We start from the raw sequence: 21,917 nt of genomic DNA on the forward strand, positions 1-21,917 counted from the left end.
TTTGCGACTTACTATGTAATGAGCGTAAATGTAATTTATTTTTCGATTATGACATTTTCATTCCGAAATATTTTGACGATTTTCCGCCGGGCCGCTTACTCCAAGTTCAACACGCTGTCCGGTTCGGAGCTAGTCCCGTCAATCTCGCTATTGGTTCCGGCTTACAACGAGGAAGTGACGGTCATCGAGAACGTAAAATGTTTGCTGACGCTGAATTATCCGACCTATGAGGTCATCGTAATCAATGATGGCTCGAGCGACGATACGCTTGGCGTGCTAAGAAAGGAATTCGGACTGGAACCGTTGCCGAATCCGGAAATGAGAAACTCGATCGACTGCCAACCGATTAATTCGGTTTACTACAATCCTCAGTATCCGCATCTGTATGTAATAGATAAACCAAACGGCGGTAAGGCGGATTCGCTGAATGCGGGAATCAACCTGTCGCATTATCCGCTCATTTCTTCGATCGATGCGGATTCGTTGCTCGAGAAAGACGCATTGATTCGAATGGCCCGCATGTATATGGAAAATCCGGAAGAAACCGTCGCGATCGGCGGAGACGTGCGGATTGCCAACGGCTGCGTCATCGAAAACGGTGCGGTCAAGGAAATATCGCTGCCGCGCAAAATGTGGCCGATGTTTCAGGCTGTCGAGTATCTTAAGGCATTCCTCGGCGGACGGATCGGCTGGAGTTCGATCAACGGGTTGATCATCGTTTCGGGTGCCTTCGGCTTGTTCCGCAAAGACTACGTGATCGCGGTCGGCGGCTATCGGGGAGGTTACCCCGGCGAAGATATGAACATCATCATCAAGCTGCACCGTTATATGCTGGAGAACAAGCTGAAATACCGGATCGCATTTTGTCCGGAAGCGGTATGCTGGACGCAAGCGCCGGATTCGTACCGCATTCTGTCCAATCAGCGTAAACGCTGGGGCCGCGGAAATCTGAAAAATATGATCGAGAACTACGATATGGCTTTTAATCCGAAGTACAAAGTGATGGGGATGCTCACGATGCCTTATAACATTATTTTTGAGGCGCTGAACCCTTACTTTAAAATTACAGGGCTGCTCGCCCTGATTGGATATACAATGCTCGATATGACACATTGGCGGGTGCTGGCGGTATTCTGGCTGATCAATTTCCTCAGCGGTTATTTGCTCAGCATCGGGGCGCTGCTTCTGGAAGAGATCGCATTCAAACGGTTCAGCAAAATATCCGATCTGGCCCGCATGATGTTCTATTCTGCGTTTAAATTTTTCGGATATGCCCAACTTGGCGGGCTATGGCGCATTCAGGGGCATATTCAATATTTGCGTAACAACAACTCCTGGGGAACGATGACCCGGCAAAGTTGGCAAGAGAAAAGCAGTGACGCCAAATCGGCTTAAACTGGTTCTCGATTTGCTGACGGGAAGGGAGTTGATAGGCAGGAATACGGCCAAACCTATGGCCGAATATATTTTAACCATAATTGAGGAAGGCGGGATAAATGATGCCGAATACGACATTGCAAAGTCAGCGGGAACAGTCCAGCGTATATCTGGATATTGAGCAAAGCGTGAGGGAAACGACATTTGAAACCAGCGGGGTTCTGTTCATTTCTTGTGCAGGCGGACCATCCTATTTGGAAACGCAAGTGCGTGGCATCTTGGAATCCCAACCGGGTTTGACTTATAAGATTTGGAGCGGAGAAGAACCGGGAAGCCTGTTCGTTCTTCTGCCGGGCCAAAGCCTGGACGCCGTGCATTTTCAAGGGTTGCTGCTAAAGCAGCGGCTGCAGGAAATCATCGCCGATTTTGATCCGCGGATGACCCTTGCCAGTTTTCAAGGGCAGGAGCTTACGCAGCAGGTGCTCATACAGATGGAAGACTCCGTCATGCACCAGGCCTCGGGCGAAATTCATATTTTTACAAAAGACGATATCCAGACTACGCGGAGCCGCATCCTGATCGTCGAAGGGGACTCTACGGTACGCGAGTTTTTGGAAATTCGCCTGCAAATGCAAGGCTATGAAACTACGGTGGCCGACAACGGACTCTCCGCCCTGGAATTGATCGAGTCCTGGAAACCCGATCTGGTGCTTACGGAACTTAATCTGTACGGCATTGACGGCCTTCCTTATATTCACCATATTCAACGGCTTGATGTGGATACGGTCCCGAAAATCGTAGTTTTAACGGAGCAGCGGGTGGAGCAGACGATCAGCCTGTGCTTCCAAAACGGAGTTGACGATTACATTACCAAGCCGTTCTCGCCGGTCGAACTGGATGCCCGGATTCGCCGTTGCATTCACTAATTCACGATAAAAAATACACCTATACAGATAAAACGGAGGTTGGAGCAGTGAATAAACAATATCGGACTTTACTAGAAGCCATCGAATCGAAAAACGCAGTGTTGGGAGTGGTAGGCCTTGGATATGTAGGTCTGCCGCTGGCCGTGGAAATGGTGAAACAGGGATTTAAGGTCGTGGGTATCGATCTCGATGTCTCCAAAATTGACAGAATTCAACGCGGCGATTCCTATATTCACGATATTTCCAACGAAACCTTGGCCGAAGTAATGAGTTCCGGACGGTTCAAGCCAACGACGGATTATGCTTCCTTGCGTGAGATTGACGCGATCAGCATCTGTGTTCCGACCCCGCTCAGCGAGAATCAGGATCCGGATACTTCCTATATCGTGACGGTTGTGGAGCAGATTAAACGTTATATGAAAAAAGGAATCCTGATTACCCTGGAGAGTACGACTTACCCGGGAACGACGGAAGAGTTGATCCAGCGGGAACTGGAGAGACTCGGCCATACCGTCGGGGAAGACTTCTTCCTTTGCTTCTCCCCGGAACGGGTGGATCCGTCAAACACCAAATTCAATACGTTTAATACGCCGAAAGTAATCGGGGGAACGACGGAATCCTGCTTGGCTCTCGGCAATGCGCTTTACAGCAAATATGTCGAGACCGTCGTTCCGGTCAGCACGCCGAAGGTGGCGGAAATGTCCAAATTGCTGGAAAATACGTTCCGCAGCGTCAATATCGCCTTTATCAATGAAATGGCAATGATGTGCGACCGGATGGGCATCGACATCTGGGAAGTCATCGATGCGGCGAAGACGAAACCGTTCGGTTTCATGCCGTTTTATCCGGGACCGGGAATCGGTGGACACTGCATTCCGCTGGATCCGATGTACTTGTCCTGGAAAGCGAAAGGTTTCCGCTTTTACAGCCAGTTTATCGAGTTGGCGCAATCGACGAACGATAACATGCCTTACTATGTAGTCAACAAAACCTCCAAGATTTTGAATGAATATGCCAAGTCGATCAAGAAATCGAACATTCTTATTTTGGGCATGGCCTATAAACCGGATATCAGCGATCTGCGCGAATCGCCGGCTTTGGAAGTGTACGAACTTTACAAAGACAGCGGTGCAGCCGTGGAATATTACGATCCTTTCGCAACGAGCTTCCGTGACAAAAATGGAGTTACCGTGCAAAGCGTGGAGTACGATCTGGACAAATTCAAATCGTATGATTGCATCGTGCTCGTGACGAATCACAGCAATCTCGACTACGGAGCCATCGCTCATTTAGGCGTGCCGATCGTCGATACGCGCAATGCGTTCCGGGATTTCCGGCAGCCGCATATTTACAAGATCGGCCATTCGGTACAGCATGTGGAACAGCAAGACGAGGCGCTGATCGTAGGCTAAGAATCCGAAAGAATGGGAGGCGACGAATGAAGATCTGGAATATTCGGGTAGGGCGCAAGAAGCAGCTTTTCATCCTGTGCGGAGGAATAGCTCTGTTTCTTCTGCTTCTCGTCATCCGTCCTTCCTCCTCCGAAGCCAAGGCAACCTGGCTTTGGAACACGAAGTTGATCCAGCAGCATAGTGAAGATATCGTTGCTTTTGCCAAAAAGCAGAGAGTAAAGATCATCTTTTTGCAAATCGGCGGAGACGTAAAGGAGGAGAGCTACCGGAATTTTGTCCGGACCGCTTCCTCCTCGGGCATTGAGGTGCATGCGTTAAACGGAAAGCCGGAATGGGCGCTGCGCGAACACCGGCAGGAAGCCGACGATTTTCTCGATTGGGTAGAAAAATACAATGCCGAATCTCAGCCGGAAGAAAGATTCGGCGGGGTCCAATTCGATGTGGAGCCCTATCTGCTTGATGATTGGGAGAAGCGCCAGGCTTCTATCGTCAAAGAGTGGGTAGAGAACATCCATCGTTGGATCGAGGCGGGAAAAGACGGCGGCATCGAGGTTGGCGCTGCGGTTCCTTTTTGGCTGGACGGCATCGACTATCCCGGCGCGGACAAGAAAATTCCGCTGAACCGGTGGATGGTCGATAAATTCGATTATGTCGCCATCATGGCATACCGCGATGAAGCGGGCAGAATTTATACCGCGGCCAAGGCGACCCTGGAGGAAGGGGATCGTCAGAACAAGGACGTTTGGGTCGGCGTAGAATTGGGCAAGAGCAAGGAAGGCCCCGGCGTGTCATTTCACGGTAAATCATTTCATGTTTTGACCGGGGAAATGAATAAGCTTGTAAGGCTGGTCAAGGGGCACTCTTCCTTTGCGGGGATTGCGATTCACAGCTATGAGCCATGGCGTGACAAATTGAGTCAGTGGGAACAATCGCTAAAAAAATAAGCACAGATCCAATACCCCCGGCAGGAAAGCCCGGGGGTATTGCTGGTAATGTACGGCCAGAACCGATATTTGGAGCTGATTTAGAAGTTAGCTTCTTTTTTTGCTATAATGATAGGTAACAATGTAGTGTATATGGGGAATGGAGCGATAAAATGATATTGCACAAAGGAGAAATTCTGTTCCGTCAGGGAGACGACGGCAAGTTCTTATATCATATTAAGAGCGGCCTGTTTAAAGTAACCCGACTGCATGAGAACGGAAATATGGTATTATTTAATATTTTGTACCCCGGCGAGACGGTTCCTCACCATTCCTTGATATCACCAAAGGAGACGCACGGTACGGCGATCGCGCTGGTGCGCAGCGAAGTAGAGAGTATTCCTGCGCAAGAGTGGTACCGGGAGTTGCAGGAAGACCCGAAGAAGCCGCTGGAAGTAGCGAGACTGCTGCAGGAGAAAGTACGGTTCATGCAGGAACGGCTGGATCATTTGACGGTCGGCACGCCGGCGGAGCGGTTGGAACTGCTGACAAAATGGCTGGGCCAGCATGCGCATGGATTGCCGTTGACGGAATATTTGACCCAGGAAGAAATCGGTCAGTTGATCGGTGTCCGGCGAGAAACGGTCAATCGCTTGCTGCGCCATCACTAAGGGAAAGAAACCCCCAAAGCGGTTCCGCATTTCATGTTGCGGATGGTTTGGGGGTTCTTATTTTTAATCAGGCTGCGAAATGAGGTTCCCTACAGGCTGTCCGCAGGACCGAAAAATTCAAAATGAATGCGGTCTTCCGGTACGCCCCATTCTTTAAGTGCCCCGTTGATAGCCCGCATGAACGGCAAAGGACCGCAGAAATAGAATTCGGCTTCCGGAAGAGCGACCGATTTAAGCCAAGGAAGGTCGATGAAGCCGGACTTGTCGCAGCTTTCTCCGGCAGCCGGTGATTCGTAGACATGGTAGGAGCGGAGTCTGTCGCCATGATCGCGCGTAAGCTGATCGATATGTGCCTTCATGGCGTGATGGCTTCCGCAGCGTGCAGCATGAATATACACGACATCGCGGTTGGCATGTTCCTCCAGCAGCGTTTCCAGCATGCTGACCATCGGAGTAAGACCTACGCCCCCGCTAAGCAGGACTACCGGATTTTGTTTGCTTTGATCCAGAGTAAAGTCGCCCGCCGGTGCACTGATTTCAAGGATATCCCCTTCATTGATTTCTTGGTGCAAATAAGAGGATACTACTCCTGCCGGGTTGTCATTTATGGCGTCTTCCCGCTTCACGGTAATCCGGTAATAGGGATGACCCGGGGCAGCCGATAAACTGTAATGGCGGAGATGGGTGAATTCCTGGCCTGCCGGTTTGACGCGGACGGTAATATATTGTCCAGGCTTGTAGGAGGCGATTTCGCCGCCATCTTCCGGTTTCAAATAGAAAGACGTAATGACCTTGCTCTCTTTGACCTTGCGTTCGACCGCGAAACGGCGGAAACCGCGCCATCCGCCCTTTTGCCGCTCGGCTTCCTGATACATCTCCGCTTCCACGCTAATAAACACATCGGCTATAACGCCGTAAGCCTGGGCCCATGCATCGATAATTTCATCGGTTGCTGCTTCTCCGAGCACAGTTTTGATCGCCGCCAACAGATTTTCGCCGACGATCGGATAATGCTCCGGCAAAATCCCGAGCGCGCGGTGCTTTTGGGCAATGCCTTTGACGACCGGCAGGATCTCTTCCAAACGGTCGATATGGGCGGCCGCCGCGTAAACCGCATTGGCCAATGCCGCCGGCTGTTTGCCTTGCCGCTGGTTGGCGTGGTTAAAAATATTAAGCAATTCAGGGTGGTTTCTAAACATCATTTGATAGAATTGTTTTGTAATGGTTTGTCCATGTACTTCAAGTACCGGAACTGTTGATTTGATCACTTCAATCGTCTTTGCATCTAACACGATCGATACCTTCTTTCTTCGAAATAATCGATTACTTAACTAGTATAGGCGGCTGCAATTCGTCGCAATTGTGACCAACGTCACACTGAAATCCTCCGAATTGTGAATTCTTAATTTATTGCAATGAAAAATATCACAATTTTGCCGACAATTTATTATTTGCAGTTCCAAGCTGTTTAGTCATTATTCTTTCTGTGTTATAATAAGAATAGACAAAAACAGAAAGGATCAGGATACCATGTGTCCCCGAAGGACGAATCCCCAAAGGACGATTTGGAAACGTTGTGATCTCTCTTACACTTAGCTTATTTCGTGGAGCGTCGGTTTATGGCCAACAACCCTACGAAAGAAGCGTGCTAGCATGCGAAGGATGAAGCCCTCAAGGACTTTCTTCTTTTACGTAGGGAATGATGGCCGTAAGGTCAACAAAACTACGATAAGAGGGATTCCTAATGAGGAAGAAGACAGATTGGAAAGTTGACGGCAGGCAATTATTGACGATGTTGTTCGGTTCATTTTTATTGGCATTTACGTATTATCACATCAATTTTCAGAATGGATTGTCGGAAGGCGGTTTTGTGGGGCTAGCACTCCTGGGCAAATATTTGTTTGATTTGCCTCCGGCGCTTTCGATGATCGTGTTGGATGTTCCGATTTTTATTGTGGCCCTATTTTTGAAAGGCCGGAAGTTTATTGTGAATACGCTGGTTGCTTCGATGGCGTTCTCGGTATTTTACGAATTGTGCGAGCAGTTCTCGCCGTTGTCGATGAATCTGGGCGCCAATCTGCCGCTTGCGGCACTGTTGTCGGGACTGCTTACCGGATTCGGGGCGGGTCTCGTCATCCGAACGGGCGGAGCGACAGGCGGAGATGATATTTTGTCGATGATGATAAGTCAGTGGTCCGGCATTAAAATCGGAACGGTGTTCATCATGATGGATGCGGTCGTACTGATGGTCTCATTGCTCTATTTGCCTCTAAAAGAAACGTTGTTTACCATTATGGCGGTGTTGATCGCCGGGAAAATGATTACCTGGACCGTTACTTACGGCCGGAGAGAAGTGGCACCACGCAAGATTGCTTACGGAATGAAAAAGAAAACAGCTCGAGCCTGAGGCTTGAGCTGTTTTTTTTGTTGTAAACTTAAGCGCTTGGATGGATTTAGGCTAATCTTTGTCTTTCGGGTGGTTCTTGTCCCATTCCTCGGCCTTGGCCGTGCCGATGGCAATGGCGCGCCCTTCCTCGTAGCCATCGTCAAGCAGGGCATTGGCGATTTCAACCGCCTTATTCCGGACCCGGGGTTCCAAGTTCTTCATGGACGGCGGGTAATCATTTTTATTCCAGGGCATGACGGTATCCTCCTTGCCGGTAATTATATCTTGTCATTACCCCGATTTAGAGCTAAGAAACTTTTGTCTAGGATCGCCATGAACCCTGCTGTTTGCGAATCAGCACAATTTGTCCGGCATGATAGGCGTCATGCAGTAGCCAGCGGGACAATTCCTCACCTAGCTTCACGTCGCTGGATTTGCTGGAATAAGGAGCCTGCAAATCGCTTTCCTTCAGTCCGGAAATGGCCTGGTGAAGCTCATACGCGGTCCGTTCGGTTTCGGCCAAGGTCGCGATCCAGCCCTCGACGCCCGCAGGATGCTCCAGATTGGAAAACGTCTCTTCGTTGCTCTGAACTCCAGGAACGGAAGGAAGATTTTTAAGCCGGTTGAGAATCCGCTTGTTATAGTAATTGATATGGTTCACGGTTTCACGGATCGAATTGCCCCCTCCGGGAGGAGTCCATTCGGCTTGTTCGGCGGTAACGCTTTGAAGGGCTACGGAAAGGGGGACAATCCATTCTTCACGATCCCAGGTATTGTCTTTTTGAATTGACAGCAAATCCACGGAAGTGATGTCCATTTTTTTCATCTCCTTTGGTAGATGGTAACTGGTTAAATCTGCTTTTAGAGGTTACAATGAAATTGTAGCACATTAAAGGTTAGGATGTAACCACTTATTTTACGTATAGATAGTTACATGTTTTTTTGGAGGTCATGGACGTGGAGACGCTGTGGAGCGATTTTCTGAATAGTGAGTGGCACGACTGGAAGGGGAGCGGGTATTCCGAAGATCGGCTCGGCCAAGAAAAATGGCAAACCTACTATTTAAATCAATGGCAATTGAAAGCGCAGGTGCCGGCTGATGATGAAACGGTCGGCATCATGCGGGAGTTTCGGAGCCGCTTGCATGATATGTCGGTGCGTTGTGCCGCTGGCGGCGCAGTAACCGCAGAGGATGTGGAGGATCTTAACTGTATTCTGGATTTGGGACCCGTGAAGCGGAAGGTGAAGGTGGAAGCCGGAGAACTCGGCATCAGTCTGGTTCCGGTACGGGAGGACTGGCAGCAGGTGATGGCGGAAGTGGCTGCCGGTTTTTTACGGAGTATTGTCGAAGGGGAAGGCGGCCGGATTCGCATCTGCGATAATCCTGATTGCCGATGGGTTTTCTATGATGATACCCGTAACCGGACCAAAAAATATTGCGATGACAAAATGTGCGGTAATCTGATGAAGGTGCGCCGTTTTCGGGCAAAAAAGAAGCAGGAACAGAACCTGACGCCAGACTCCGAACAGGACAAGTAGGCCTGAAGATCCCCATAAGAATAGAAAATGCGCCCCTGCCACAAATTATGCCGGCAGCGGCGCATTTTTCTATCTAACAATAGCTTGAATGCTATAAACCTTACTGGAACAAATATTTATACTCTCCGTAGCCTTCCTTTTCGAGGTCTTCTTTCGGTACGAAGCGAAGAGCGGCAGAGTTAATGCAGTAGCGGAGTCCGGTAGGTTCGGGTCCATCGTCGAACACATGGCCCAGATGGGAATTGCCCTCCCGGCTGCGGACTTCCGTGCGGATCATGAAATGGCTGGTATCGGTTTTCTCTTTGATGCTGTAATCGCGCAGGGGGCGGGTAAAGCTGGGCCAGCCGCATCCGGCATCGTATTTGTCGCGCGAGCTGAACAGCGGCTCCCCCGATACGATGTCAACATAGATGCCGTCCCCCGTATGATCCCAGTATTCACCGGTAAACGGTCGCTCTGTGGCATTGTTTTGCGTGACTTCATACTGAATCGGTGTCAGCTTTATTTTGAGTTCCTCCGGATTCGCCGGACCGGACCAGTGGCGCTCGATAAAGTCTTCCCGGCCCGAGCCTTTGCGGTAGCGCTTGTAATGGGCGGGGTTCTTTTTATGATATCCCTGATGGTATTCTTCAGCTTCATAAAACCGGGCCGCAGGTAAAATCTGCGTAGCAATCGGCTTATCGAACCGGCCGCTCTCCGCAAGCTCTTTCTTTGACTGTTCCGCTTCTAACCGCTGCTGCTCATTATGATAAAAGATGGCCGTCCGATAGGATTCACCCCGGTCATAAAATTGTCCGCCTTCATCAGTCGGATCGATTTGCTGCCAGAATAGCTCCAGCAGCTTTCTGTAAGGAAAGAGCGCTGGGTCAAAGGTAATTTGTACGGCTTCATAGTGACCGGTCCCTCCGGCGCATACTTGCTCGTAAGTCGGATTATCCGTTATTCCGCCGGTGTAGCCCGAGAGTATCCCATGGATTCCGGGGAGCTCTTCAAAAGGTGACACCATGCACCAGAAACATCCTCCGGCAAAGGTGGCAAGTTCCAGGTCCGTAGCTTGCGATGAATTCATGCTGATCCCTCCGTTTCGATTTGCGGATAGTATTGCAGGTGTTATTCCGGCTTCCATTATATCGCTTTTCTCGCGAAAGCCAAAACCGGCGGTCTGATTTTCGCGCCTTCTCTTTCTGTAAACCCGCAAAACGAGCAATAGAAACAACCCGTAAAGCACAGTTATTCCTAAAGCCGTCCATGGACTGCTCAGCAGGGAGGCACCCAAAAAAGCATACAAAAAAACGCCGGGCAACTTGCCGATGACGGAAGCCGAAAGGTAGACATAAAAGGGAATGCCGTAAGCCCCCGCATAAATATTGACCGGTGTCTGCGGCAGTACGGGGATCAGTTTGCAGACGACGATCGCTTCAAAAGGGCGTTGGTGTATCGCTTGGGTCACCCGCTCCAGGGGCTTGAACCGGGCGGCCCAGTTTCGTGCGGAGTCGCGGAACCCGTACGCGGAACCCCAGTAAAATAAGGCTCCGGCAAGAGTGGAGCCGATCAAGGTAACGATGCCGCCGCCTAAAGCGCCCATTACGTACCCTGCCGCAGCAATGACGATCCGATAGGGCATTAGAGGGAAGACAGCCAGCAGGGTAGAAAGTGCAAGCAGGCTCCAAACGGGGGGATCGCCGGTAATCCATCCCATCAGCGCGTCCCTGTACATGTAAGCTATGATAAAAGCTGCGGCATAAACCGCAAGGGCTGTCCATTTTTTCATGATGACTCCTTTCCGTTCTCTTTATCATACCAAATAAAATGTAAGAAATGAGTCTCTCATAAGCTTTCGCCTTCACTAACGGTCCTATGAAAAATCTAGCGTTATCAGTTGGTTCATGCTATAATAACCTCAAATTAAACATGCATGGTTCCCAAAGGGGAGTAGCTAGTTACGATAAAGTCGTCATTACGGGATCATACCCCGGTTTTATCGGCAACCTTAAGTTGTTAGCGAGACCTTTGCCCGGCGATTATTGGGTGAAGGTCTCTTTGATGCGTAAATACGCCAAAGCCCAATATGAGCAGTGGCGTATTTTTTTTTGCGCCAAAAACCAAAGTATGTATAGGACAGAAAGGGGAGAGAACATGGATTTTTTTAGCGTCGAATTTTGGGGTGCCTTGCTATCCATTATTCTGATCGATCTCGTGCTTGCCGGAGACAATGCAATCGTAATCGGGCTTGCAGCGAGAAATGTGCAGAAGGCGGATCAGAAAAAAGTTATTTTGTGGGGAACCCTCGGAGCCATCATCGTTCGTGTCATTATGACGCTGCTTGTACTGCAACTGCTCACAATTCCGGGTCTTCGTCTCGTGGGGGGGCTCGCACTACTCTGGATCGCTTACAAACTGCTTACCGAAGAGAAAAATCATGACATTAATGCAGGGAACCAGATGTGGGCGGCCATTCGCACGATTATTATCGCTGACACGATGATGGGGCTGGACAATGTCCTGGCCGTAGCCGGCGCTGCGCATGGGGATTTCCTGCTCGTTGTTGTCGGACTTGCCGTATCCGTACCGATTATGGTTTGGGGCAGCACGATGATTCTGAAGCTTACGGAACGGTTTCCAATCGTCATTACGATCGGAGCGGCCGTACTCGCTTGGACCGCCGCGAAAATGCTGGTCGAGGAGCCGTTGATCCATGACTGGTTCGCAAATGGATTCATTAAGTACGGATTTGAAATCATAGCTATTATTGCAGTGGTTGCCATCGGCACACAAATGAAAAAGAAAAAAGAGCATAAGCGCAAAATCGAACAGACGCTGAAGCATGGCAATCAGCCGACATAAGAGCAAAAAGTTAACGCCGCCGTATCCCCCGTAAAGGATGGATATGGCGGCGTTTTGCGTTGATGTCGATTATGGCGTGAAAAACGTATTCTCAGGTACCGTCTGTGTTTCGGGCTGTTTGGCGAAATTGCTTCGGCGACATGCCGTATCGCTTGCGAAACACCCTGTGAAAGTAATTGTAGCTGGGAAATCCGGAACTTTCGGCTACATGCTCTAACGTCAGCGGGCTAAAAATGATCCGTTCGCGGGCCATATTTAACCTGACCTCGAGCGTGTATTGAATAATGCTGGTATCAAAAGCTTCTTTAAACAGATGAACTGCGCGCGAAACGCTAATTCCGACGTGGGAGGCGGCGTCTTCCAGCTTGAAAGGGGAGGCGGCGTTTTCCTCGATATAAGTTTTGATGCGATGGGCAAGATAGGTTGGGAAGGCAGGCAGCGGTTGCTGCAGCAGATTCCGGTCGATATCCATGCAAAGGATCTTAAGGTAGTATTCCGCAATTTCAGGCGTCGGATTGGAAATCCGCTGTTGTTCGAGCATAATTTGCCGAAAAGCGCCGACAATGCCCTCGGAGAGTGGAACTTTGATTTTTTTGGGACGGACATGTTTCTTCCACCAGGCATCTACCCATTCTCCGGCCAAAAAAATATGATAATCTCCGCTGTTGACCGCAGTCTCGCCAAGCGGGGTGGGCTCGGCTTCGATTTTGAGTTCGTAAGACTCACCCGGTTCAACAAGCAGCAGATCGCCGGGTTCCAGGAGCTCCAGCCGTCCGGACAGACGAGCGCGGCAGCGGCCTGCAGTCTGGAGCCGAATCAGATGGCTTTCAAGTCCGTCGGGCTGGTAACTGTGGAACGGCTTTCGGTGCACCGAATAACCGGCTAGCAATATTTGCAGGTTTAGATGATCCATAAAGGGCGTACTCCTGTGCTTCTCTAAAAATAATGACCAGATTGTTCATGTTCCAATCATATTATTCATTTTACATTAACGCAATTTGAAATACCATGTAGGAGAGTCGACATACACCAATATCGCTTCGGGAGGAGTGATGAGAATGACAAAAATGAAAGTAGGAATTATCGGTTGCGGCAATATCAGCCCTGCCTATTTAAGGAACCTAGAGAATAGCGACGTAATTAAAATCCATGCCCTTGCGGATTTATTGCCGGAGAAGGCGAAGGAGCGGGCTCGGGAATTCGGGATTGCAAACGTATGCACGGTGGAGGAGATGCTGATGCATCCCGAAATCGGGATCATTCTGAACCTGACGATCCCCGCGTCCCATGCCTCCATTAATATGAGCGCGCTCGGCAGCGGAAAGCATGTCTATGTAGAAAAACCGTTGTCGATTTCGCTCGCGGATGCGAAAGCAACGCTGGATATGGCATCGGCCAATCAACTTCGCGTCGGCTGTGCTCCGGATACGTTCCTGGGTGCCGGGATCGAGACAGCCCGCCGGGCTATCAGAGAAGGATTCATAGGCAAGCCGGTGGCTGCAACCGCTTTTATGATGGGAGCGGGCCCGGAAGGCTGGCATCCGAATCCCGAGTTTTTCTATGCCGAAGGTGGAGGACCGATGTTTGATATGGGTCCGTATTATCTGACGGCGCTCGTGAATCTGCTGGGTCCGGTCACGCACATCAGCGCAACGGTCGCAAGTCCGCTTCCGGAGCGGACCATCGGATCGGGACCACGGGCCTTCGAAACCATACCGGTACGGACGGCAACGCATTACAGCGGCACGCTTAGCTTTGCCGGAGGTGCCGTCGGCACGATGGTGACAAGCTTTGACATTGTGGGCGGCAGCAGCCTGCCCTGGATCGAGATCTACGGAACCGAAGGAAGTCTGTCGCTTCCGGATCCGAACTATTTCGACGGTGATGTCAAGATCCGCCGTTCCGGTTCGGAACAGTGGGAGACACTTCCGCCGGTGTTCATGTCCGGACCGAATGAACGCGGAAGAGGGCTTGAAGATATGGCGAGAGCAATCTCAGCGGGTCATGAGCACCGTGCGAACGGAATGGTGGCCTATCATGTGCTGGAAGCAATGCATGCCTTCGAGCGTTCCTCCCGGGAAGGCAGTCGTATCGAACTTGTCAGCGCAACCCGGCTTCAGTTCAATGAAGACGGACATTTGGTTCAGGCTAACGCACTTGTTTAAATGGATAGGCAAATACAGCAACTATATAATTTGTACAAATAAAATATTGAGGTGATTCCAAATGGTACAAGTTGGTTTGCAACTTTATACGGTTCGTGATGCGATGGAACGCGATTTTGAAGGCACGCTTCGCAAAGTGGCCGAACTCGGGTATCAAGGCGTGGAGTTTGCCGGCTTTTTCGGACGAACTCCTGAGCAAGTTAAGGAGATTTTGAGTGAAACCGGATTGGCCGTATTGGGGGCACATACTCCGTATGTCCGATTGCGCGATGCGCTGGAAGAAGAAATCGCGTTCAACAAGGCGATCGGCAACCGCTATCTCGTATTTCCGTTCTTGGAGGAAGCGGACCGGAGCCGCTGGGACGAAGTTATCGAGGATATAAAAGCGATCGGTAAGCGCATTGCCGAGGAAGGCCTGGTACTTTGCTATCATAACCATGAGTTCGAACTGCTCCAAAAGCTGGGAGAAGAAACCGTGCTTGATGCTATTTTTTCACGGGTCCCTGCCGAGCATCTTCAAGTGGAGCTGGATTCCTGCTGGGTCAACTTTGCCGGATTGGATCCGCTGGAGTACATTTCCAAATACCGCAACCGCCTTCCGCTGCTGCATCTGAAAGATATGGTCACCAAAAACGACGGTTCGCCTGAAACGGTGGAACTCGGTAAAGGGGAAGTTGACGTAAAAGCGATAGCGGATGCCGCGATCGCCAACGGAGCGGAATGGCTCGTAGTGGAACAGGATTATTGTGCCAACGAACCATTGGATAGCATCGCAACTAGCATGGACTGGGTTCGTAATTACGCAAAAAACGGAGGAAAAATCAATGTCTAAAACATTAAAAGTCGCAATTATCGGTTGCGGGGGTATCGCTAACGGAAAACATTTGCCGAGTCTTGCCAAACAGCCTGAGGTGGAAATGGTCGCATTTTGCGATATTGTTGAAGAGCGTGCGGTCAAAGCAGCCGCGGAATACGGAGCCGAAGGCGCAAAGGTGTACAGCGATTTCCGCAAACTGCTGGCGGAAAGTGACGTTGAAGTGGTACATGTCTGCACGCCGAACGACTCCCATGCCGAAATTACCGTAGCGTCGCTGGAATCCGGAAGACACGTCATGTGCGAGAAGCCGATGGCCAAAACGGCTGAGCAGGCGCGTCAAATGTTGGATGCCGCCAAGCGCACCGGCAAAAAGCTTAGCATCGCCTATCAGAACCGGTTCCGCAGCGATAGCTTGTACTTGAAGCAGCTGTGCGAAAACGGCGAGCTTGGCGACATTTACTTCGGCAAGGCGCTGGCACTGAGACGCCGGGCGGTGCCGACCTGGGGCGTGTTTCTCGATGAAGAGAAGCAAGGCGGCGGGCCGTTGATCGATATCGGAACCCATGCGCTCGATTTGACGTTATGGCTCATGGATAATTACGAGCCGAAAAGCGTTACCGGATCGGTATTCCATAAGCTGGGCGGCCGTGCCAACGCGGCTAACGCATTCGGACCGTGGGATCCTGAGCAATTTAAGGTGGAAGATTCCGCTTTCGGCTTCATTACTATGAAGAACGGTGCGACGATCGCCCTGGAATCCAGCTGGGCGCTTAACGTCCTGGACTTCGGCGAAGCCAGAACGTTGCTGTGCGGCACGGAAGGCGGAGCGGATATGAACGACGGGCTGCGTCTGAACGGCGAAAAACTGAGCCGGTTGTACGAAACGAAGGTCGACTTCGGCTCCGGCGGCGTGGCCTTCTTCGAGGGCGAGCAGGAAACCGACGCCGTCCGTGAAGCCAGAGCCTGGGTCGAAGCCGTCCTTGAAGATAAGGAACCGCTAGTGAAACCGGAGCAGGCTCTCGTCGTGACCGAAATCCTTGAAGCGATTTATGAGTCGGCCAAAACCGGCAAAACCGTTTATTTTGATTAATACCGGCAATTTGTACTTTATAATAGATTAGGAATATAAAAGTCATTTTCAGGAGGTATGAACATGAAACTGGGTGTTTTTCTTGTATTGTTCGGAGGACGTCCTCTGGAGGAAGCGCTGGATCTGGTAGCATCCCAAGGCTTAAAGGCGGTAGAGATCGGCACTGGCGGCCATCCCGGCAATTCGCACTGCAATCCCGATGAACTGCTGGAAAATAAAGCGGCTCGCGATCATTTCAAAAAAGCGGTTGAATCGAGAGGGTTGACCATTAGTGCGCTCAGCTGCCACGGCAACCCGCTGCATCCGCAAAAAGCGATCGCCAAGGAATTCCATGATGTTTATGTGAAGACAGTCCAATTGGCCGAGCTTTTGGAAGTGCCTGTTGTAAATACTTTTTCAGGCTGCCCGGGGGATCATGAGGACGCGAAGTATCCGAACTGGCCGGTGGCTCCGTGGCCGAATGATTTTAAGGAAGTTTTGGACTGGCAATGGGAAAATAAGATCATTCCGTATTGGACGGAATGGGGCAAATATGCCGCGGATCATCATGTGAAAATCGGGCTGGAGCTGCATGGCGGATTTTCCGTGCACACGCCGGCGACACTGCTTCGCTTGCGCGAAGCAGCCGGTGAAGTAATCGGTGCCAACCTGGATCCAAGCCATATGTGGTGGCAGGGAATCGATCCGGTTCAAGCGATCTCCATTCTCGGCCGGGCGGGTGCGATTCATCATTTCCACGCCAAGGATACGACGATCGATCCGGTGAACGTTCACCGTTACGGGATCACGGATATGCAGCCTTATACAGCGATGCTTGACCGGGCTTGGCAGTTCCGGACGGTGGGCTACGGCCATGATCTCAAAACCTGGGCGGACATTATCAGCGCATTGCGTCTGTACGGCTATGATTACGTCGTCAGTATCGAGCATGAAGACGGGTTGATGTCCACGGAAGAAGGTTTTACCAAAGCGGTCCGGAATCTCCAACAGGTTCTGATCGAAGATTCCGCTACGGATATGTGGTGGGTATAAGTTGATCTGAAGCGAAATATACTTAGCATTAGCGGCTGCCGCCGAGGCAGCCGTTTTTCTCATCAGGGAGTTGTTGTATAATCTAAAGTAATCTGCCATTGGAACAGAAGTGTTCATAACCAAAAAAATATGCTATCATGGAACATACTAACTAATTGTAAGTTTAACATCCACCAATTGGTTTCTTACTTTAAGAGGTGAATTTAGATGGAAGAAAACAATTTCGCAATGTGTCCGCGTTTTGAGTCGGCGTTTGTGATTTTGGGAAAACGCTGGAACGGTCTGATTATTCGTACGCTAATGAGTGGACCCAAGCGCTTTAAGGATATTTCGAACGGGATCCCGGCCATGAGCGACAAGATGCTGTCCGAACGGATGAAGGACCTGGAGACGGAAGGCATCGTTGTCCGTCATGTCTATCCCGAAACCCCGGTACGGATCGAATATGAACTGACGGAAAAGGGAAGAGCTCTCAATCCTGTGATGGAGCAGGTGCAGTGCTGGGCGGAGCAGTGGATTGAGTAAGAACGTGCCGTTTTCCCGTAGCGGAGCGGCGCGAAATATATAGAAAGTGGGTGTACTTGTGGCTGAGGTAATAGTAATCGGAGCGGGACCAGCGGGATCAAGCGCGGCGTTGTTTCTGGCCAAGGCGGGGAAGGAAACCCTGGTTTTGGACAGCAATGCCAGTATGACGAAACGGGCTTGGATTGAAAATCACTATGGAGCCAAGGACATTTCCGGGCCGGATTTGCTAAAAACCGGTCGGGAGCAAGCCCAAAAGTTCGGAGCCAAGTTTATCGAAGAGAAAGTCACGGTAGTGGATACGAACGGTGGTTCGAAAGTCACCGTAAAAACGGAATCCGGCCGCAGCTATGAGGCTTCCCACGTGATTTTGGCAACAGGGGCATTAACGGAATTGGCCGGCAGCATCGGGCTTGAACTCAAAGAGGGCAGAGAGCCGAGAATCAAGACGGTTATTGAAACGGACGGAAACGGGCGCACCAGCAATCCGCGTATTTGGGCTGCAGGCACGGTCGCCGGCGTAAGCGTTCACACGATTATTACGGCGGGAGACGGAGCCAGAGTAGCCATTGAGCTGATCAGTGAACTGAACGGCGAACGCTACGTTGATCATGATGTATTAAAGTGAAATAAATGGCATCAAACGTGTTTTACCGCTTCCTTTGAGTTGAAAACTCAGGGGAAGCTTTTTTTGCGCAGATTAGACATAATGTTTGTGACCGCAATCACAAAGCCCGGTTTGAAGATACGATAGGCTAGGTTCAGTATACTTTGAACAAGAAAGAATAACCAACAGAGAGGGGAATGGTTATGACCGAGAACAAGCAGGGTTTCGCTAAGGACAAATTGATCCGGGACATAGTGCTGGAGTTTCCAAAGTCGGCTGACTATTTTCGCCGTCGCAAAATCGATTTTTGCTGCGGAGGCAACCGTCCTCTTGAAGAAGCGGCAGTGGAAAGAAATATCGAAGTAGAAGAATTGCTGGCAGATTTGGCCCGGCTCGCGGCGGAGCATCCGAGTGCTGAAGAAAGGGAATCGTGGATAGATGCCGATTCCGAGGACCTGATCGGGCATATCGTGAACAAACATCATGCGTTTTTGCGGGAAGAATTACCGGAGCTTCAAAAAAGCGTGACGAAAGTGTCCCGCGTGCATGGGGAGCATGATCCTCATTTGCTCGAGGTAGCACAGTTGTATGGCCAGCTTCGCGATGAATTGCTCGAACACACAGCCAAAGAGGAAGCCGAAGTTTTTCCGAAAATGATCAATTGGGAACTTGGGCATGAGCAGCAAGTTTTGTTAAAGCTTCGTACGGCAATCGATGAACTTGAGGCGGAGCACGAGGGTGCGGGCCATATTTTGAAACGTTTGCGGGAAATTACCGGCGATTTTCAGCCGCCGGCGCATGCATGCACGACTTACCGGACGACATATGCCCGTTTGGAAGAACTCGAAGGAATGACATTCAGTCATATTCATCTTGAAAATAATATCTTGTTTCCCCGGTACACGGTTCAATAAACAGGTTAGAAATGAATACACAATGATTCCCTCTCTCCTCGAGAGTGGCTACAAACGTGTTTTTCAATAGAAAAACACGGAAATTTTTGAACAATATTGTGATAAAATTCACATTTAGTGTGAAATGGATCACAATGTACTTTGAATTTTAAATTTATAATTTCATTATAAAGATTGAAACGTCTAGTAAGCCTAACAAGCAGCTGTAAATTGAAGGAGGCACACTGAAAATGGGAACAGATAGAGAAAAACTCGTGGTGATCGGCAATGGGATGGCGGGAATTAGTGCAGTTGAACAAATTTTAAAATTAACGAAGAGATTTGAAATTACGGTGTTTGGGAGCGAGCCGCATCCCAACTATAACCGGATCATGCTTTCGTATGTATTGGAAGGTAGCAAAACGATCGATGACATCGTACTGAATGATTTGAACTGGTACCGTGACAACGGCATTACGCTGCATACGGGAACTACTGTCCAGAAAATCGACGAACAGGCAAAAGAAGTGGTGACTGCTGATGGAATGCGGGTACCTTATGATAAAGTTTTGATCGCAACGGGTTCCAATTCGTTTATTTTACCGATTCCGGGCAGCGATAAAGAAGGCGTGGTGGGTTTCCGTGATATCGCCGACTGTAATCAAATGCTGGAAGCGGCGAAAACGTGCCGCACGGCAGCCGTAATCGGCGGGGGCCTGCTCGGTCTTGAAGCCGCGAAAGGGCTCGTTCAGCTCGGAATGGATGTCACGGTCGTTCACTTGATGGAAGATTTGATGGAGCGCCAGCTCGATCATCAGGCCGCCAGCATGTTGAAGGCTGAACTTGAGCGTCAGGGAATCAAATTCAAAATGGGTGCGCAAACGGCCGAATTGCTGGGCGATACGCGAGTCACAGGCCTCCGGTTCGCCGACGATACGGTGCTCGATGCCGAGTTTGTCGTCATGGCGGTAGGGATCAAGCCGAATGTAACGGTTGCTAAGGAAAGCGGAATTACCGTCAACCGCGGGATCGTCGTAAACGATTATATGCAAACTTCGATGGAAGGCGTATATTCGGTCGGCGAATGTACGGAACACCGCGGCGTTTGCTACGGCCTGGTCGCTCCGTTGTTCGAGCAGGGGATGGTACTGGCCAAGCATATCAGCGGCGTGGAAGCTCCTCCATACGAAGGGTCGGTCGTATCGACCAAACTGAAAATCTCGGGAGTCGATGTGTTCTCGACCGGAGAATTCATCGATGGTCCTGAGCATACGGTGATCGCAAACAAAGATGACTGGAAACGTACTTACAAGAAGATCTTGCTGAAAGACGGCGTCATGGTCGGTGCGGTATTGTTCGGCGATATTACGGATTCGGCGGAACTGCAAAAGCTCATTAAATTGAGAACGGTCATGACGGACGAATTGTACGGCTCGCTCATGGGAACCGGCTGCTGCGGCGACGGGGGCAAGAAGTCAACTTCGGTAGAGACGATGTCGGACGAAGAAATCGTCTGCGGTTGCAACGGCGTAACCAAAGGCACCATCGTTGACGTAATTACGAATCAGGGAATGACGACGGTCGATGAGATCAAAGCATGTACCGGGGCAACCCGTTCGTGCGGCGGCTGCAAGCCGGTAGTGGAGCAAATCTTGCAGTATGTACTCGGTGACGGCTTCAAGACATCGGCCAAACAAGGGATTTGTGGCTGTACTACCATGAGCCGTGATGGAATCGTAGCAGAGATTAAAGAAAAAGGATTGCAAACGACGAAGGAAGTTATGAACGTGCTTGGATGGAGCCAGCCGGAGGGCTGCTCGAAATGCCGCCCGGCGATCAACTACTACCTCGGTATGCTGAATCCGGACACGCATGAAGATGAGAAAGAATCGCGTTTCGTTAATGAACGCATGAGCGCGAACATCCAGAAAGACGGGACTTATACGGTCGTTCCGCGGATGTACGGCGGCGTAACTACGCCGGAAGAACTGAAGAAGATCGCCGACATCTCGCTGAAATATGACGTGAAGGTCGTCAAAGTAACCGGCGGTCAACGGCTTGATTTGATCGGCGTGAAGAAAGAAGATTTGCCGAAGGTCTGGGAAGAACTCGACATGCCGTCGGGCTACGCTTACGCCAAATCGCTGCGTACGGTGAAAACATGCGTAGGCTCGCAGTTCTGCCGGTTCGGTACGCAGGATTCGATGGGTATGGGCGCTACGTTGGAACGCAAATTCGAACGGCTTGATTTCCCTGCCAAATTTAAGTTGGCTGTGAATGGCTGCCCGCGGAACTGTGCGGAGTCGTGCACGAAAGATATCGGGATCGTTGGGAATGACGGCGGATGGGAAATTTTCGTCGGCGGTAACGGCGGGATCAAAGCCCGGCTCGCGGATACGCTCTGCAAAGTGAAGACCGATGAAGAATTGATTGAAATCGTAGGTGCGGTGATGCAGTACTACCGTGAAACCGGCAATTATCTGGAAAGAACTTCGGAGTGGGTGGAACGGATCGGGCTGGAACAGATCAAGGCCGTGGTAGTCGACGATCTCGAAAACCGGAAAGCATTGATGGAACGCATCGAGTTCGCCCTGAAACAAGTTGAGGATCCATGGAAGAAAATGCTTCGTGACGGAGACAACAGCGGCAAACTGTTTAACCGTTTGGAAATGAGCAATCAACTGTAATTATCGGTGGAGAGAGAAAGGAGAGC

At 50.4% G+C, this 21,917-nt stretch carries 21 protein-coding genes and 1 pseudogene; 16 read left to right on the plus strand and 6 right to left on the minus strand.

Features of this window, described 5'->3' with window-relative positions; translation table 11 throughout:
- Positions 1-18 precede the first annotated feature (18 nt).
- The 5 genes from ACLB09_RS02650 (at position 19) to ACLB09_RS02670 (ending at position 5,309) form a co-directional block, all read left to right on the plus strand.
- Positions 19-1,395 carry a glycosyltransferase family 2 protein gene (locus ACLB09_RS02650; RefSeq protein ID WP_410768198.1) on the plus strand — a complete coding sequence of 459 codons (1,377 nt, stop codon included), beginning with the start codon at positions 19-21 and terminating at the stop codon, positions 1,393-1,395.
- Between the two features lie 101 nt (positions 1,396-1,496).
- A complete protein-coding gene (locus tag ACLB09_RS02655; RefSeq protein ID WP_410768199.1) occupies positions 1,497-2,303 on the plus strand; it encodes a response regulator transcription factor in 807 nt (268 codons plus the stop codon).
- Between the two features lie 47 nt (positions 2,304-2,350).
- Entirely contained in the window at positions 2,351-3,715 is a 1,365-nt protein-coding gene (locus ACLB09_RS02660; protein ID WP_410768200.1) for a nucleotide sugar dehydrogenase, read from the plus strand.
- 26 nt (positions 3,716-3,741) lie between these two features.
- Entirely contained in the window at positions 3,742-4,659 is a 918-nt protein-coding gene (locus ACLB09_RS02665; RefSeq protein ID WP_410768201.1) for a hypothetical protein, read from the plus strand.
- 152 nt (positions 4,660-4,811) lie between these two features.
- The gene (locus ACLB09_RS02670; protein WP_114495008.1) at positions 4,812-5,309 is read left to right on the plus strand and encodes a Crp/Fnr family transcriptional regulator; all 498 of its coding nucleotides are present in this window, start codon (positions 4,812-4,814) and stop codon (positions 5,307-5,309) included.
- A gap of 89 nt (positions 5,310-5,398) precedes the next feature.
- On the opposite strand, the gene hmpA is transcribed toward ACLB09_RS02670, so the two are convergent.
- Positions 5,399-6,601, minus strand: a complete 1,203-nt coding sequence (hmpA, locus tag ACLB09_RS02675; RefSeq protein ID WP_410768202.1) for an NO-inducible flavohemoprotein — start codon at positions 6,599-6,601, stop codon at positions 5,399-5,401.
- 452 nt (positions 6,602-7,053) lie between these two features.
- On the opposite strand from hmpA, the gene ACLB09_RS02680 reads away from it, so the two are divergent.
- Positions 7,054-7,716 (plus strand): YitT family protein, encoded by a 663-nt coding sequence (locus tag ACLB09_RS02680; RefSeq protein WP_410768203.1) that lies wholly within the window; start codon positions 7,054-7,056, stop codon positions 7,714-7,716.
- A gap of 51 nt (positions 7,717-7,767) precedes the next feature.
- Here ACLB09_RS02680 and ACLB09_RS02685 read toward each other — a convergent pair whose 3' ends face one another.
- Positions 7,768-7,950, minus strand: a complete 183-nt coding sequence (locus ACLB09_RS02685; RefSeq protein WP_410768204.1) for a DUF2188 domain-containing protein — start codon at positions 7,948-7,950, stop codon at positions 7,768-7,770.
- A 67-nt stretch (positions 7,951-8,017) separates the two neighbouring features.
- Entirely contained in the window at positions 8,018-8,512 is a 495-nt protein-coding gene (locus tag ACLB09_RS02690; protein ID WP_410768205.1) for a DinB family protein, read from the minus strand.
- Between the two features lie 140 nt (positions 8,513-8,652).
- On the opposite strand from ACLB09_RS02690, the gene ACLB09_RS02695 reads away from it, so the two are divergent.
- Positions 8,653-9,234, plus strand: a complete 582-nt coding sequence (locus tag ACLB09_RS02695) for a CGNR zinc finger domain-containing protein (RefSeq protein ID WP_410768206.1) — start codon at positions 8,653-8,655, stop codon at positions 9,232-9,234.
- A gap of 100 nt (positions 9,235-9,334) precedes the next feature.
- Here the strand turns inward: ACLB09_RS02695 and msrB are convergent, their stop codons facing one another.
- Both msrB and ACLB09_RS02705 read right to left on the minus strand, forming a co-directional pair.
- Positions 9,335-10,303 (minus strand): peptide-methionine (R)-S-oxide reductase MsrB, encoded by a 969-nt coding sequence (gene msrB / locus ACLB09_RS02700; RefSeq protein ID WP_410768983.1) that lies wholly within the window; start codon positions 10,301-10,303, stop codon positions 9,335-9,337.
- 210 nt (positions 10,304-10,513) lie between these two features.
- Positions 10,514-11,005 (minus strand): annotated as a pseudogene (locus tag ACLB09_RS02705) (TVP38/TMEM64 family protein); the annotation flags it as partial.
- A gap of 365 nt (positions 11,006-11,370) precedes the next feature.
- Here ACLB09_RS02705 and ACLB09_RS02710 point away from each other — a divergent pair.
- A complete protein-coding gene (locus tag ACLB09_RS02710; protein ID WP_410768207.1) occupies positions 11,371-12,078 on the plus strand; it encodes a TerC family protein in 708 nt (235 codons plus the stop codon).
- Between the two features lie 91 nt (positions 12,079-12,169).
- On the opposite strand, the gene ACLB09_RS02715 is transcribed toward ACLB09_RS02710, so the two are convergent.
- Entirely contained in the window at positions 12,170-12,991 is an 822-nt protein-coding gene (locus ACLB09_RS02715; protein ID WP_410768208.1) for an AraC family transcriptional regulator, read from the minus strand.
- Between the two features lie 145 nt (positions 12,992-13,136).
- Between ACLB09_RS02715 and ACLB09_RS02720 the strand changes: the two genes are divergently transcribed.
- The 8 genes from ACLB09_RS02720 (at position 13,137) to nirB (ending at position 21,891) form a co-directional block, all read left to right on the plus strand.
- On the plus strand, positions 13,137-14,243 hold the full coding sequence (locus tag ACLB09_RS02720) for a Gfo/Idh/MocA family protein (RefSeq protein WP_410768209.1): 1,107 nt from the start codon (positions 13,137-13,139) through the stop codon (positions 14,241-14,243).
- A 61-nt stretch (positions 14,244-14,304) separates the two neighbouring features.
- Positions 14,305-15,075 carry a sugar phosphate isomerase/epimerase family protein gene (locus ACLB09_RS02725; protein WP_410768210.1) on the plus strand — a complete coding sequence of 257 codons (771 nt, stop codon included), beginning with the start codon at positions 14,305-14,307 and terminating at the stop codon, positions 15,073-15,075.
- On the plus strand, positions 15,068-16,150 hold the full coding sequence (locus ACLB09_RS02730; protein ID WP_410768211.1) for a Gfo/Idh/MocA family protein: 1,083 nt from the start codon (positions 15,068-15,070) through the stop codon (positions 16,148-16,150). Before ACLB09_RS02725 ends, ACLB09_RS02730 begins: the two co-directional genes overlap by 8 nt.
- A 63-nt stretch (positions 16,151-16,213) precedes the next feature.
- Entirely contained in the window at positions 16,214-17,182 is a 969-nt protein-coding gene (locus ACLB09_RS02735; protein ID WP_410768212.1) for a sugar phosphate isomerase/epimerase family protein, read from the plus strand.
- 207 nt (positions 17,183-17,389) lie between these two features.
- Complete coding sequence (locus ACLB09_RS02740) at positions 17,390-17,707, plus strand: winged helix-turn-helix transcriptional regulator (RefSeq protein WP_114495021.1); 318 nt, start codon at positions 17,390-17,392, stop codon at positions 17,705-17,707.
- 58 nt (positions 17,708-17,765) lie between these two features.
- On the plus strand, positions 17,766-18,332 hold the full coding sequence (locus ACLB09_RS02745; protein ID WP_410768214.1) for an NAD(P)/FAD-dependent oxidoreductase: 567 nt from the start codon (positions 17,766-17,768) through the stop codon (positions 18,330-18,332).
- Positions 18,333-18,514: 182 nt separating this feature from the next.
- A complete protein-coding gene (gene ric, locus ACLB09_RS02750) occupies positions 18,515-19,225 on the plus strand; it encodes an iron-sulfur cluster repair di-iron protein (protein WP_410768215.1) in 711 nt (236 codons plus the stop codon).
- A gap of 230 nt (positions 19,226-19,455) precedes the next feature.
- On the plus strand, positions 19,456-21,891 hold the full coding sequence (gene nirB, locus ACLB09_RS02755) for a nitrite reductase large subunit NirB (RefSeq protein WP_410768216.1): 2,436 nt from the start codon (positions 19,456-19,458) through the stop codon (positions 21,889-21,891).
- The last annotated feature ends 26 nt before the right edge of the window (positions 21,892-21,917 follow it).

This window comes from Fontibacillus forbon (assembly GCF_046559655.1).
GTDB lineage: Bacteria > Bacillota > Bacilli > Paenibacillales > Paenibacillaceae > Fontibacillus.

Coding starts and splice junctions, on each gene's coding strand:
- ACLB09_RS02665 (WP_410768201.1), top strand. CDS start 3,742: ATGAAGATCTGGAATATTCGGGTAGGGCGCAAGAAGCAGCTTTTCATC.
- ACLB09_RS02655 (WP_410768199.1), top strand. CDS start 1,497: ATGATGCCGAATACGACATTGCAAAGTCAGCGGGAACAGTCCAGCGTA.
- ACLB09_RS02680 (WP_410768203.1), top strand. CDS start 7,054: ATGAGGAAGAAGACAGATTGGAAAGTTGACGGCAGGCAATTATTGACG.
- ACLB09_RS02690 (WP_410768205.1), bottom strand. CDS start 8,512: ATGGACATCACTTCCGTGGATTTGCTGTCAATTCAAAAAGACAATACC.
- ACLB09_RS02725 (WP_410768210.1), top strand. CDS start 14,305: ATGGTACAAGTTGGTTTGCAACTTTATACGGTTCGTGATGCGATGGAA.
- msrB (WP_410768983.1), bottom strand. CDS start 10,303: ATGAATTCATCGCAAGCTACGGACCTGGAACTTGCCACCTTTGCCGGA.
- ACLB09_RS02710 (WP_410768207.1), top strand. CDS start 11,371: ATGGATTTTTTTAGCGTCGAATTTTGGGGTGCCTTGCTATCCATTATT.
- ACLB09_RS02670 (WP_114495008.1), top strand. CDS start 4,812: ATGATATTGCACAAAGGAGAAATTCTGTTCCGTCAGGGAGACGACGGC.
- ACLB09_RS02735 (WP_410768212.1), top strand. CDS start 16,214: ATGAAACTGGGTGTTTTTCTTGTATTGTTCGGAGGACGTCCTCTGGAG.
- ACLB09_RS02685 (WP_410768204.1), bottom strand. CDS start 7,950: ATGCCCTGGAATAAAAATGATTACCCGCCGTCCATGAAGAACTTGGAA.
- ACLB09_RS02650 (WP_410768198.1), top strand. CDS start 19: ATGAGCGTAAATGTAATTTATTTTTCGATTATGACATTTTCATTCCGA.
- ACLB09_RS02720 (WP_410768209.1), top strand. CDS start 13,137: ATGACAAAAATGAAAGTAGGAATTATCGGTTGCGGCAATATCAGCCCT.
- ACLB09_RS02715 (WP_410768208.1), bottom strand. CDS start 12,991: ATGGATCATCTAAACCTGCAAATATTGCTAGCCGGTTATTCGGTGCAC.
- ric (WP_410768215.1), top strand. CDS start 18,515: ATGACCGAGAACAAGCAGGGTTTCGCTAAGGACAAATTGATCCGGGAC.
- ACLB09_RS02740 (WP_114495021.1), top strand. CDS start 17,390: ATGGAAGAAAACAATTTCGCAATGTGTCCGCGTTTTGAGTCGGCGTTT.
- nirB (WP_410768216.1), top strand. CDS start 19,456: ATGGGAACAGATAGAGAAAAACTCGTGGTGATCGGCAATGGGATGGCG.
- ACLB09_RS02730 (WP_410768211.1), top strand. CDS start 15,068: ATGTCTAAAACATTAAAAGTCGCAATTATCGGTTGCGGGGGTATCGCT.